The 12,587-nt window shown below is 75.1% G+C and carries 10 protein-coding genes; 5 read left to right on the top strand and 5 right to left on the bottom strand.

Going from position 1 to position 12,587, the window contains the following annotated elements; all coding sequences use genetic code 11:
* Positions 1 to 92: 92 nt before the first annotated feature.
* Positions 93 to 524 carry a nucleoside deaminase gene (locus ACN9MS_RS17785; protein ID WP_426311928.1) on the bottom strand — a complete coding sequence of 144 codons (432 nt, stop codon included), beginning with the start codon at positions 522 to 524 and terminating at the stop codon, positions 93 to 95.
* Positions 525 to 910: 386 nt separating this feature from the next.
* Between ACN9MS_RS17785 and upp the strand changes: the two genes are divergently transcribed.
* The 3 genes from upp (at position 911) to ACN9MS_RS17800 (ending at position 3,419) form a co-directional block, all read left to right on the top strand.
* On the top strand, positions 911 to 1,546 hold the full coding sequence (gene upp, locus ACN9MS_RS17790) for a uracil phosphoribosyltransferase (protein WP_087470014.1): 636 nt from the start codon (positions 911 to 913) through the stop codon (positions 1,544 to 1,546).
* Between the two features lie 327 nt (positions 1,547 to 1,873).
* A complete protein-coding gene (locus ACN9MS_RS17795; RefSeq protein WP_426309729.1) occupies positions 1,874 to 2,539 on the top strand; it encodes a winged helix-turn-helix domain-containing protein in 666 nt (221 codons plus the stop codon).
* Between the two features lie 157 nt (positions 2,540 to 2,696).
* Positions 2,697 to 3,419, top strand: a complete 723-nt coding sequence (locus tag ACN9MS_RS17800; RefSeq protein ID WP_426309730.1) for an NAD(P)-binding oxidoreductase — start codon at positions 2,697 to 2,699, stop codon at positions 3,417 to 3,419.
* Positions 3,420 to 3,455: 36 nt separating this feature from the next.
* On the opposite strand, the gene ACN9MS_RS17805 is transcribed toward ACN9MS_RS17800, so the two are convergent.
* Positions 3,456 to 8,678 (bottom strand): sigma-70 family RNA polymerase sigma factor, encoded by a 5,223-nt coding sequence (locus tag ACN9MS_RS17805; protein ID WP_426309731.1) that lies wholly within the window; start codon positions 8,676 to 8,678, stop codon positions 3,456 to 3,458.
* A gap of 204 nt (positions 8,679 to 8,882) precedes the next feature.
* Between ACN9MS_RS17805 and ACN9MS_RS17810 the strand changes: the two genes are divergently transcribed.
* Entirely contained in the window at positions 8,883 to 9,650 is a 768-nt protein-coding gene (locus ACN9MS_RS17810) for a hypothetical protein (protein ID WP_426309732.1), read from the top strand.
* A 117-nt stretch (positions 9,651 to 9,767) separates the two neighbouring features.
* Here the strand turns inward: ACN9MS_RS17810 and ACN9MS_RS17815 are convergent, their stop codons facing one another.
* Positions 9,768 to 10,076, bottom strand: coding sequence for a DUF1540 domain-containing protein (locus tag ACN9MS_RS17815; RefSeq protein ID WP_087470018.1), 309 nt, complete (start codon positions 10,074 to 10,076; stop codon positions 9,768 to 9,770).
* Positions 10,077 to 10,281: 205 nt separating this feature from the next.
* Here ACN9MS_RS17815 and ACN9MS_RS17820 point away from each other — a divergent pair, with 205 nt between their 5' ends.
* On the top strand, positions 10,282 to 11,013 hold the full coding sequence (locus tag ACN9MS_RS17820; protein ID WP_426309733.1) for a phosphotransferase family protein: 732 nt from the start codon (positions 10,282 to 10,284) through the stop codon (positions 11,011 to 11,013).
* A 23-nt stretch (positions 11,014 to 11,036) separates the two neighbouring features.
* On the opposite strand, the gene ACN9MS_RS17825 is transcribed toward ACN9MS_RS17820, so the two are convergent.
* Together ACN9MS_RS17825 and ACN9MS_RS17830 are read right to left on the bottom strand one after the other, a co-directional pair.
* The gene (locus ACN9MS_RS17825) at positions 11,037 to 11,438 is read right to left on the bottom strand and encodes a heat shock protein transcriptional repressor HspR (protein WP_426311929.1); all 402 of its coding nucleotides are present in this window, start codon (positions 11,436 to 11,438) and stop codon (positions 11,037 to 11,039) included.
* Between the two features lie 139 nt (positions 11,439 to 11,577).
* The gene (locus tag ACN9MS_RS17830) at positions 11,578 to 12,567 is read right to left on the bottom strand and encodes a DnaJ C-terminal domain-containing protein (protein ID WP_426309734.1); all 990 of its coding nucleotides are present in this window, start codon (positions 12,565 to 12,567) and stop codon (positions 11,578 to 11,580) included.
* Positions 12,568 to 12,587 lie beyond the last annotated feature (20 nt).

Consider the following 12,587-nt stretch of genomic DNA (forward strand, 5'->3'; position numbering starts at 1 on the left):
CCGAGCACGACGAGAGCCCGCGTCGAGCACGACCTGAGGGTCGTCATCCGCTCGACAGCGACCCTCAGGTCGTTCTCGGCGGGGCGCGGCGCTCAGCGCTGGGCGGCGAAGAAGTCGCGCAGGAGGCGGCCGCACTCGTCCTCGCGGACGCCGCCGACGACCTCGACGGCGTGGTTGGCGCGCTGGTCGCGCACGAGGTCCCAGACGGAGCCCGTCGCGCCGGCCTTGGGGTCCCACGCGCCGAGCACGAGCCGCTCGACGCGCGCGAGCACGAGCGCCCCGGCGCACATGACGCACGGCTCGAGCGTCACGACGAGCGTGCAGCCCTCGAGCCGCCACTCCCCGAGCGTCGCGGCGGCCTGGCGCAGCGCGAGCACCTCGGCGTGGGCGGTCGGGTCGCCGGTCTCCTCGCGCCGGTTGCGACCCGCGCCCAGCAGCCGCCCGTCCGGCCCGACGACGAGCGCACCCACCGGCACGTCGTCGCTCGCGAGCGCGTGGGTGGCCTCGTGCAGCGCGAGGCCCATGAGTGCGTCCCAGACCTGTCGGCGCGCCGCGACCGTGTCCGGCGGGAACGTCCCGTCCGCCCACGGCAGGTCGAGCCCCCGCGGCTCCGGGGCGCCGCCGGCCGCCGTCGTGCCCGACCCGGGGCCCCCGGTGCCCGACGCCGGTCCCTGGCCCGGGTGGGCGGGGTCGCCGGGGTGGGCGACGTCGTCGGGCACGGGACCTCCGGTGCGTACGAAGAGCTCGGCGGCTCGTCGCCGGACCGCGACGAGGTGCTGACCGCTCGGTGGTGCGGAGAGAGCTGTCAGCGCCTCACCAGGCTATAGACCGGTGTGGCGCTGACAACTCGCGGACGGCGGCCGGTTACCGGGCGGTACGGGAGGGCCTGTGGTCGGATACCGTTGTCGCCATGCGCCTGCACGTCGCCGACCACCCGCTCGTGGCCCACAAGCTGACCGTCCTGCGGAACAAGGAGACGGCGTCGCCGACGTTCCGGCTCCTCGTCGACGAGCTGGTCACGCTGCTCGCCTACGAGGCCACGCGCGACGTGCGCGTCGAGCCGCACGAGATCGAGACGCCGGTGACGACGACGGTCGGCGTGCGCCTCGCGGAGCCCCGCCCGCTCGTCGTCCCCATCCTGCGCGCGGGCCTCGGGATGCTCGAGGGCATGACGCGCCTCCTGCCGACGGCGGAGGTCGGGTTCCTCGGCATGCAGCGCGACGAGGAGACGCTCGAGGCGGTCACCTACGCGAACCGTCTCCCCGACGACCTGACGGGTCGGCACGTGTTCCTCCTGGACCCGATGCTCGCGACGGGCGGCACGCTCGTCGCCGCGATCGACTACGTGTTCGCGCGCGGTGCGCGCGACGTCACGGCGGTCTGCCTGCTCGCGGCTCCCGAGGGGATCCAGGTGCTGGAGAACGCGGTCGGCGACCGCGTGGACGTCCACCTCGTGGTCGCCGCGGTCGACGAGCGCCTCAACGAGAAGGCGTACATCGTCCCGGGCCTCGGCGACGCCGGGGACCGCCTCTACGGCGTCGTCTGACCCCTCCCACCTGCGCGGGCGCGCGCGACCGAGCCCGGTCGCGCCGCTCGTCGTCGGCATCTGAGCCCGGAACGCGAGACTCCGCCGGTCCGCATGCTGAGAAGTTCTCGGGCTCCTCTTGGCGTACCGTGCGGTGCGCTGCCATGCTCGCTCCCGTGAGCACCACGACCCTTCCCGCCAGCGCGCCGTCCGGCGCGCTCCCGGGCGCGGTCATGTGCGTCTGTTGTCAGGCCTGAACCCTCTCCCGCACCTCGGTTCAGCCCTCGACCCCTGCCGACCCGCCGGTTCCCCGGCGACGCCGTCGGCCCGACGCACCCGGAGCCACCCATGACGCTCACCGCTACCCGCCCCGCCCGCCGCACCTCGACGCGCGCCGCCGCACCCCGAGTCCTCGCACCGCAGCGGCCCGCCCCGCCGCACGCCTCGGCCGCGCCGGACGCCGCGCCCCGCCGCAACCCCGGCTTCGTGCTCTACGTCGGCGTGGACGCCGCGCCGGGCGAGCAGCCCCAGGCGCAGCTCGTCGAGCTCGCCGAGGCCCTGGGCGAGCTCGCCCGCGACTGGCTGCCGAGCGCCGAGACCTACACGGCCCTCGCGCTCGCCGAGCCCACGACGGCGACGTCGTCGCCCGTGCAGGACATCGCGGCGTTCCGCGAGCGGCTCGCGACGCTCTCGCCCGTCCCGCGCGTCGTCATCGACCCCGCCGGGCGCACGGTCACGGTCGAGGGCCGGTCCGCGCGCCTGACGTTCCGGGAGCTCGAGCTCCTGTCCTACCTCGCCCGCACGGCGCACCGCGTCGTGACGCGGGCCGAGCTGCTCCAGACCGTGTGGGCCGACCACGAGGTCGCCGCGGGCAGCCGCACCATCGACGTCCACGTGCGCCGCCTGCGCGAGAAGCTCGGGCTGGAGCACGTCATCACCACGGTCCGCGGGCTCGGCTACCGGTTCGACCCGCAGACCCCCGTCGTCCTCGGCGGCACGGGGGACGCCGCCTGAGGACCAGCGCTGCCGGGCCGCGGTCGACGTGGGGGGCCGTGGGGGACCGCGCGCCCGGCAGCGCAACCCCGTCCGGGGTGCCCAGCATCCCGGCGGCAGGCCCCGGGGCGACGCTCCTCGCCGGGCGCGGACGCCCGCACGGCGATACGTTCGGCCCATGCGCACAGTCATCGCGGGAGGTCACGGCCAGGTCGGCCGTCGCCTGGCCCGGACCCTGGTGGAGCGGGGTGACGACGTCGTCGCCTTCGTGCGGTCCGCCGCGCAGATCACGGACCTCACCGAGCTCGGCGCGCACGTCGCGCTCATCGACCTCGAGAAGGACGACGCCGTCGCGGTGTCGTTCGAGCTGGAGGGCGTGGACGCCGTCGTGTTCGCGGCCGGCGCCGGTCCCGGGAGCGGAGCGCCGCGCAAGGACACGGTCGACCGGGCGGGCGCGGCGCTGCTCGCCGACGCCGCCGAGCGCGCGGGCGTCGGACGCTACGTCCTCCTCTCCTCCCGCGGCGTCGAGGCGGCGCGCGCCGACGAGCGGCCCGACGACGTCGACGACGTGTTCTGGGCCTACCTGCGCGCCAAGGCAGCGGCCGAGGACGACCTGCGCGCGCGGACCGACCTCGCCTGGACCATCGTGCGCCCCGGGCACCTCACCGACGACCCGGGCGTCGGCCTCGTCGCGCTCGCACCCGTCGGGGACGGCGACAAGCCACGCGGCAAGCGCCGCAAGCCCGGCGCCGCCGTGGGCGAGAGGTCGGACGTGACGCGCGACGACGTCGCGCTCGTGCTCGCCGCCGTCCTCCACGAACCGCAGTCGGCCGGCCTCGTGCTCGACCTCGTCGGCGGCGACCGACCCGTCGACGACGCGCTCGCGGACGTCCTGCCCTAGCTGCCGCACCCGGGCAGCGGGCGACGACGACGCCCGTCAGCCCTCGCCGCAGCGCGACCCGCGCTGCCAGAACAGCCCGAGCGGGTCGCGGTCCGGTCGCACGAGGACGCTGCCGTTGCGTGCCGTGTAGTTCCAGCCGCGGTAGGAGACCTCGGCGTCGTGGTCGTACCAGATGCCCGCCTCCCACTCCGGGTAGCACGCGGGCGCCGCGGTGAAGTCGTCGACCCTGAGATGCTCGGTCCCCTTGCCCGCGTGGACGACGTAGGTCGCCCCGGACCACGGCGCCTCGCCCAGGCTCTCGGTGCGCCGCTCCCCCGCGCCCACGACCCACTCGCCCTTGGCCTGCCCCGTGACGCGGAACGTCACCGGGACGTTCGAGCCGGAGTTGTCGAGCAGGACGGACACGGCGCGGTACGAGTGGCCGCGCTGCGCGTCGAAGTACGGGTCGCCGAGGACGAGGCTCGCCGTCGGCGCCTCGACCGTGCAGTCGAGCGCGCCGAAGTGCTCCGAGAGCGTCTCGGTGAACGACACCCCGAGCACGGTGCGGGAGAGCTCGAGCTCGACCTTCCCGGCCTTGACCGCGAGCGCCCCCGCCGCGACGTCACCGCTCGCGCTCGCCCCGGGGGCGACGTCGCCCAGGTCGCGGTCGCCGAACGGCGTGCGTGCGAGGACGTGCATCGCCTCGGGCGAGTCGTTGCGCAGGGTCACGGAGAGGACGACGCCGTCGCTCCCGACGGCGCACTGCGCGACCACCGTCGAGGTGGCGGTCCAATCGGGCTGGTACCGGTCGCCCTGGTACCTCTCCGTGAGGCGTGCGTCCGTGAAGACCGTGCCGAGCACGGTGCGCGACTGGCGGAACGTGACGGAGCCGGGCTTCACGTCCAGCGCGCGCGTGTCCACGGTGAACGTCGCGGTCGCACCGGGCGCGACCTGCTGCGCGGACCCCGAGTCCCCGTAGCCCGCGGCCGACATGACCACGTCGACCGTCTCGGGCGAGTCGTTGGTCAGCGTGCCGACGAGCTTGACCGAGCCGTCCTGCCAGCGTGCGTCGACCGTCGCGGACCGGGCCCACTCCGGGCTGTACGCGAGGGCGCGGTAGAGGGCCTCGACCGTCTCCCGGCCCGGGCCCGACGGCGCCGCGCGCTCGACCGTGAACGTCGCCGTCCCGGCGGGGACGGACAGAGCCTTCGCGTCCACGGTGAACGTCGCCTCGGCACCCGGCGCGACCTCGACCGGCGCGGCGTCGCCGTGCGGAGTCGACATCCCGACGCGGAGCGTCGTCGCGGCGTACGGGTTGTGGAACGTGCCGGTCACGACGGACGTGCCGACCCCGGACCCGGGAGCCACCACCCAGGACGTCTCCGCGTCGGCCGCGTGCGCGACCTTCTTCCAGTCGAAGCAGTCGACGGCAGCGACGTCATGGCTCGCGAGCGGCGCGCCGTCGGCGAGCACCGCGAGCCGCAGCGGCTCCTGGCCCACGCCTCCGGGCACGTCGACGGTCACGGCCGCGCCGCCGTCCACGGTCCGGGTCAGGTCCTCCCGCCCCTCGACCGAGAAGACGACCGGGACGGTCGAGCGCGTGTTGTCGTAACGCAGCGAGACCGTCGCGGCAGACAGCTCGGTCTTCCGGTCGAGCACGCACTTCCCGACGACCGGCGAGCCCACGGCGGGTGCGTGCCGGACCGCGTCGTACGAGGCGGTCACGGAGTGCGCCCGCGCGGACCCGTCGAGCCGCGTCGCGTGGAGGACGACCTTGCCGGCCGCCACGTCGCGCGACCCCGTGTCGAGCGTGAGGGTCACCGTCTCGCCCGGTGCGACGTCCACAGCCTTCGTGACGCCCAGCGCACCGCCGTCCATGGTCACGCGCAGCGTCGTCGCCGCGTGGCCGTTGCGGTACTCGCCCTGCACGACGACGGACCGGGTCTCCGCCGACCAGCGCGTCGTCGCGGTGCCCGTCACCGACCACTGGAAGCAGTCGACGGCGTCCACCGTGCGCGTGCCGAGCGCGCGACCGTCGGCGCGCACCGTGTAGGCGGCGGCCTGCGTCCCGGCGCGCGGCAGGTCCACGACCTGCGTGGCCCCGCCCGCGACCGTCGCCGTCAGGCCCGGCCGACCGTCGACGGAGAACACGACCGGAAGGGTCGACGCCGAGTTGTCGTAGGACAGGCTCACGGGCGCGGACGACGTGTCCGACTCCGGGTCGAACCGGCACTGACCGAGCGAGGGTCCCTGGACTGCGGGTGCGATCCTCTGCTCCTCGAGAAGGACGGGCAGCAGGCTCTGGTAGCCCTTGCCGTCGCCGTCGTCGTCCTGGTGCCAGCGGTACTGGCGCAGGACCGCGTTCCCGCGCACCGTCTGGGTCAGCCCGGTGTCGAGGACGAGGTCGCCCGTCTGGCGGTCGGCCAGGGGCGTGATCGCCGCCGAGTCCGCGACCCCCGACCACGTGTCGTTGTCGGGCGCGAGCAGACGCACGTCGAGCTTCTCGCCCGTGCCGTTCACGACGCTCGCCGTCCAGCGGACCGTGCCGCCGTCGTTGTCGGCCGCGACCCGGACGTCCGCAGCCGTGAGCCACGGCGGCGGGGACCAGCAGTCGAGCGCGTCGAACGACCCCGCGTCGAGACGGTGCTCGAACGTCTCGCCCGCGACGGTCGTCGAGAGCACGACGGCCGCACGCCCGGCGGGGTAGCGCACCCCGTCGTCGACCTGGACCTTCACCTCCTGGCCGAGCCGGACCGCGGAGGCGGTCGCGCTCGAACCCGCCGCCTCGACCGTCACGTCGAGGCCGTCGTACGACGTGGTGTTGGTGTACGTCGCGACGAGAGACGCGACGTCGCCCTTCTCGGTCGCCGTGCACTGCGCCACGACGCCGCGGAGCGCCCCGTCCTCCCCGCGCAGACCATCCGCGGCGCCGCCCCAGTAGTCGTCGACGGCCGGGTCGACGGACGCGGTGCCCGAGCGGACGTCACCCGCCGTCGCCTGGACCTGGAGGTCGGGCAGGTCGTCCGGGACGGTCTCGAGGTCCGCGAGCAGACGCACCGGGACGGCGACGGTCGCACGCGGGGCGAGGGTCGTGCCCGACGGCGAGGCGCACGTCACGTCCCCGTCGCCTGCCTCGCAGCTCCAGCCCGGCGGGCCGCCGCCGACGAGGCTCAGTCCGTCCGGGAGGTCGACGGTCACGCGCGGTTCCACGGCAGGCTTGTCGCCGCTGTTGCGCAGGGAGAGCCGCAGCGTCGCATCGCCCGGGTTGTCGAACGCGAGCGTGGGCTCCGCGGTGACCCGCAGCTCAGCTCCCCAGTACGCGACCTTCGTCGGCGGGAACGACCGGTGTGACGGCTCGATGCCCTTGGCACGCAGCGCCGCGGCGAAGGCGTACTCGCCACCCGAGTCGGCACGCACCTGCACCGACAGGTCCTGGGTCGCCCGCGGCGCGAGGATGCCGACCGAGCACGTGACCAGGCTCGTCCCGTCTGCCTGCGGCACCGCGCTGCCGCAGGGGAGCGAGGCCGTCGACAGCGGCCCGCCGACGGCGGTGCCGCGCGCGACGAGCGACGAGCCGGGGGTCGAGACACCCTCGGGGAGCGTGAGGTCGACGAAGACCTCCTCGGCCACTCGCCCGCCGGTGTTCGACGCGGTGATGACGAGGTCCGCCGGCACTCGTGCCGCGAGCGAGACCGGGGCGAGCGACAGCTCGAGCGCCGCCGGGCCGGGCTCGGGTGTTCCCGGGTCCGTCGGCCCGGGCGTCCCGGTCCCCGGGTCGGTGGGCGTCGGCGTGCCGGTGCCCGGGTCGGTGGACCCGCCCGGCGTCGTGGTGCCCGGCGTCGACCCGACCGGGGTGGTGCCGTCCGTGGGCGACCCGCCGCCGGTCCCGGTCGTGTCCCCCGTCCCGGCGGCGGTCTCGTCGGTCGGGGCGGGCGGGACGTTCGTGGGCGACGTCGGGTCGGTGGTCGGGTCCGGCGTCGTCGTGGTCCCCGTGGTCGGTGACTCGGACGGCGACGGTGAGGTCTGCGCGGTCGGGGTGGGCGCGGGGTCCGGCGAGAACACCCCGAGGGCGCCCGCGACGCCGAGCCCGGCGATCGCGAGCACGCCGACCGTGACGGCCGCCGCGGCGAGCGGCGCCGACGTGACGAGGGCGACGAGGCCGCCGGCACCGGCCGCGGCGAGCGCGCCGCTCCCGGCCGCCGCACCGCCGGCCGCGGCCGCTGCGCCACCGACGGACGCCGCGCCGGCCCCGACCGCACCGCCGGAACCACCGGCCGCGCCTGCGGCGGCACCCGCGCCGCCGACGGCACCGGTCCCGGCCGCGCCTCCACCGGCGCTCGCGCCCGCGCCCGCTCCCGCACCGCCGGAGCCGCCTGCGGCAGCGGACCCGCCTGCCGATCCCGCGCCCCCGCTCGACGAACCCTGGAGAGCGGCACCGACGCCGCCGGCGACGGAGGCGCCGCCGAACGTCGGGAGGGCCGTCCCGACCAGGCCGAGCGCGCCGACGCCGAGGACCAGCGGGGCGATGACGGCGCGCATGCCGTGCGACACGTCGCCCAGCTCGAGCACGAGCGCGCGGCACTCGCCGCAGCCGTCGAGGTGGGACTCCACGCGCGTCGTCTCACGCTTGGCGAGCCCGCCGCGCACGTACGAGCCGAGGAGCGCGTTGACCGTGCGGCACTCCTCGGCGGGGACGGACGTCAGGTGCTGCTGGAGGTACGCCTGGCGCAGGCCCTCGCGCGCCCGGTAGGCGAGCGCGGAGACGCCGTTGGCGGTGAGCCCGAGGATCGGCGCGATATCGGCCGGGGAGAGGTTCTCGACCTCCATGTACCAGAGCACGGCGCGCCAGCGCTCAGGGAGGTCCAGGTAGGCGCGGGCCACCGTCGAGCGCTCGAACCCCGCGAGCGTCGGGTCCTCGGTGGACGCCATGGGCCCGAACGCGGTCTCGAACGTGCGCTCGTCGTCGGTCGGCTGGGTACGGCGCGCTCCGTTGACGAGATCGTAGGAGAGCCGTCGGACGACGGTGAACAGGTAGGCGCGGAAGGTGACGTCGGGGCCGCCCCCGCTCTGCAGCACGGACAGCGTGCGCGCGAACCCGTCGGAGACGACGTCGTCGGCGTCGGCCGTGGACCGGACGTACTGGCGTGCGACGGTGCGAGCCGCCGCGGCATGGCGCTCGTAGAGGACGCCGTAGGCGCTCATGTCGCCCTCGCGCACGGCGGTGATGAGCTCGGCGTCGCTGAACGCCTCGCTCCACACCCGTTCCTGCGCCTGCGTCATGTCACCCGCCCCGGAGACCGCCCCGACCGAGGCGTAGGGGGCCCATAGTAGACGCCCGTCCAACTTCGAGGCAGTCGCCTTCTGGCGACGGAACGGTAACGGTCACAGTTCTCCCCGTTCGCCCCTTTTCACCCCAGACCCGGGGTCTCAGAAACTCTCTCCCCGACCCGCGTCATGGATCGGCCGCTCGACCGTCTCATCGATATGGACCTCCTCCACGGGTACACCCTGCCCGCTCCCGACAGCGTGCGCGAGCGCTGGCGGCACGCGAGTGCCGAGGGAATCTGGCTGCGGCCGGGCGACTGGTACCACCCTGCCGTCGACGCGCTCGTCGAGGCGCTGTGCGAGGAACGTGACGGGACGCCGGCCGCCGAGCGGCTCGGGAGGGTGCGGGCCGAGGCGGGGGTGGGGATCGGAGAGGCCATCGACGACGTCGTGTGCCTGTACCGGACGCACGACCGCGAGCCGGTGGTCGAGCTCCTGCGCGCGGTCGCGGTCGGCTGGTCGGAGGGCTACGAGGCCACCCCGGTGACGCCCGAGGTCCTGGACCCCGAGTCGGGCCTCGCAACCACCCAGTACTTCGTCCACAGGCTCCGCGAGACGTACGGCGTCGCGCTGCGCACGGGCAGCGACGCCACCCGGACGCACGGGCTGCTCGTCGTCGACGTCGCGCTCGACGACCTCACCGGCTGGCAACGCTTCGCGCGGTCGGCCGCGATGGGGCGCGCGCTCACGCACACCTTCGGCGACGGACACCCCATGGCCTCGCTCGGCAACGGCCTGTTCGTCGTCCTCGGGGAGCGCGGGGCCGACGAGGACACGCTGCGCACCGTGCTGCGGCACAACATCGAGCGCACTGGGCTGGCGCTGGGCGTCACGGCGATCCTGCGGCGCCCGCCGCGCGTCTGGGTCGAGCCGCTCCCGCGCACCCACGCGGCGGCGGTCGACCTCCTCGACGCCCTGCAACGCTGACCGCACGACGACGCCCCGACCGCACGGCAATCGTGCGACCGGGGCGCAGCCAGGGGGGCAGGGCGTCCCGCGGACCAGCGGCCGGTCCGCCTCCGGAGGAGGTCCGTGGTTGCCGCGTCAGCGCGGCGTGAAGGTGAGGCAGTCGGCCTTGTCCTCGCCGGAGGCTCCCGCGCCGACACGGATCGACGGCGCCGAGCACTCGAGCGAGGCGTTGTGGACGCAGTCGGTGCGCTGGCACGCCCCGACGTGGGCGAGCACCTTCTCGAGGCCGCCCTTGGTCCCCAGCGGGATGAAGGTCGCGCACTCGGCGTCGCCCGCGTGACCGGCGATGGTCACGGCTCCGGCGTGGCACCCGTGGTCGTGGTTGTAGCCGCAGCCGTCGATCGAACACTCGACGACCTGGGGCATCTCCGTGAGGCTGCTCATCGCGATCTCCTGTCCAGACGAGTCCCGTGGGGGCCGGGCTTCCGTCTCCACGGTATTCCCGGAATTCCGCGATGTATAGCAAGGAAGGCCTGGCTAAGAAATGCAGGAATAGCGCCGAATTAGCGCACGACATTCTTTCGGAATGCATGACCAGGGTGGCGGCCCGGGCCTCGTCAGGAGGGCAGGACAGGCGTAGCGTCGGCCCATGGTCCCTACCCTCGGCGCGCCGCTGTTCTCGGGTGCCGACGCCGACCTCTACGCCGTCGGTGCCGACCGCGTGCTGCGCCGCTCGCGCTCGGGTGCCGACTCCGTCGGCACCGCGGAGGTCATGCGGCACGTGCGCTCCGCGGGATACCCCGCCCCGCGCGTCGACGCCGCGGCGGACGGCGACCTCACCATGGAGCTCCTGCGGGGGCCGACTCTCCTGCAGTCGATCCTCGGCGGCCGGACCTCGCTCGCCGGGTCGGCCCGCATGCTCGTCACGTTGCACGAGGCCCTGCACGCCGTGCCTCCACCGCTCCCCGGGGAGCCGGCCCACGCCGCGCTGACCGCGCCGTCGTTCGCGGCCCTCGACGACCCGGATCCCGCCGGGCGGCCGTGCGTCGTCCACCTCGACCTGCACCCGGCGAACGTCGTGCTCACGGCCGACGGCCCGGCCGTCCTCGGCTGGACGAACGCCCGGCTCGGACCTGCCGGGCTCGACCTCGCCGTCACCGCGGTGGTCCTCGCGGAGGTCGCGGCGGACGAGGACGACGAGCTCGCGCCGGGCGCCCGGGTGCTGCTCGACGCGTTCCTCCACCTCGCCGACCCGATGCTCCTGCGGCATCTCGACGCCGCCGCGCGCACGCGTGCCGCCGACCCCGGCCTCGACCCCTCGGAGGTCGCGCTCGTCCCGGCCGCGGCCGCGCTCGTCGCGCGCGAGGCGCGCCGGAGCTGAACCGGACGTCCCGATGCGGCTCGTCAGGAGCCCGCGTCGTCGGGACGCGGACGCCAGATGACCAGCGCGCGCGCCTCGCCGTGCTCGACGAGCGTCTCGCGCAGCGCCTCCTCGACCCCGCGGCGCACGCTGCGCCCGCGCGGCACGACGACGACGTCGCCGCTCGCCGCGGCCGCGAACACCCGTCCGCCCGGCTCGACGCGCGCGGAGAGCGCCTCGATGCGGCGCTCGAGCCGCTCGACCTGCGACTCGAGCGCGAGGATGCGCTGGATGCCCGCGAGGTTGATGCCCTCGTCGTGGCTGAGCCGCTGCACCTCGAGCAGCTTCGCGACGTCGCGCAGCGAGTAGCGCCGCCCCCGGCCCGGGGTGCGGCGCGGCACCACGAGGCCGAGGCGGTCGTACTGGCGCAGCGTCTGCGGGTGCATGCCCGCGAGCGCCGCCGCCTGCGAGATGACGAGGACGGGCGCGTCCTGGTCGACGTCGCTCGCAGGAGCCCGTCCGACGCGACGTGCGTCCTCGCCGAGCGAGAGATCATGAGTCTTCCGCTGGGCCATCACGGCCCCCTTACTCCGCGGCCTGGCGGACCAGGTCGGCGCGCACGTCCTGGCCGTCCGTCTCGGCGGCGAACGTCTCGACCGCCTCGCGCGCGGCCTTCGAGAGCTTCTGCGGCACCGCGACCTGGACGGTGACGAGCAGGTCGCCGGTCGCCTTCGCGGTCTGCACGCCGCGGCCCTTGACGCGCAGCGTGCGGCCCGACGGCGTCCCGGCCGGGACCTTGACCTTGACCGACCCCCCGTCGAGCGTCGGCACGCTGATGGTCGCCCCGAGCGCGGCCTCGGCGAACGTCACGGGGACGGTCGCGCGGAGGTTGGTGCCGTCCAGGGAGAACACGGGGTGCGGGGTGACGTGCACGGTGACGACGAGGTCGCCGTCAGGCCCGCCGGCCATGCCGGGGCGGCCCTTGCCGCGCAGCCGGATCTTCTGGCCGTCGCGCACGCCCGGCGGGATGCGCGTCGTCACGTTGCGGCCGTCGACGGTGAACGTCACGGTCGAGCCCTCGACCGCCTGGCGGAACGGGAGGGTCGTGGCCGCGGCGACGTCCGAACCGGCCCGCGGGCGGGGGCCGCCGCCGAACTGCTGCGCGCCCGCGCCGCCGAACATCGAGCCGAGGATGTCCTCGAAGCCGCCGCCCTGGCCGCCGGTCGAGTACCGGACCCGAGTGCCACCAGGGCCGCCGCCGCCGAACATGCCGCCGAACACGTCCTCGAAACCCGCGCCCCCGGCGCCGCCGGGGCCTGCGGAGAAGCGGGCACCGCCGCCGGCCATCGCCCGGATCGCGTCGTACTGCTCGCGCTCCTTGGCGTCGGAGAGCACGGCGTACGCCTCGCCGATCTCCTTGAACTTGGCCTCGGCACCCGCGTCACCCTGGTTCTGGTCGGGGTGGTACTTGCGCGCGAGCTTGCGGTAGGCCTTCTTGATCGTGGCGTCGTCGGCGTCCTTGGGGACGCCGAGCGCGGCGTAGAAGTCCTTCTCCATCCAGTCCTGTCCGGTCACGGCGCCTCCCTCCTGTCGGT

It is taken from the genome of Cellulosimicrobium sp. E-16 (genome assembly GCF_049913115.1).
Lineage (GTDB): Bacteria > Actinomycetota > Actinomycetes > Actinomycetales > Cellulomonadaceae > Cellulosimicrobium.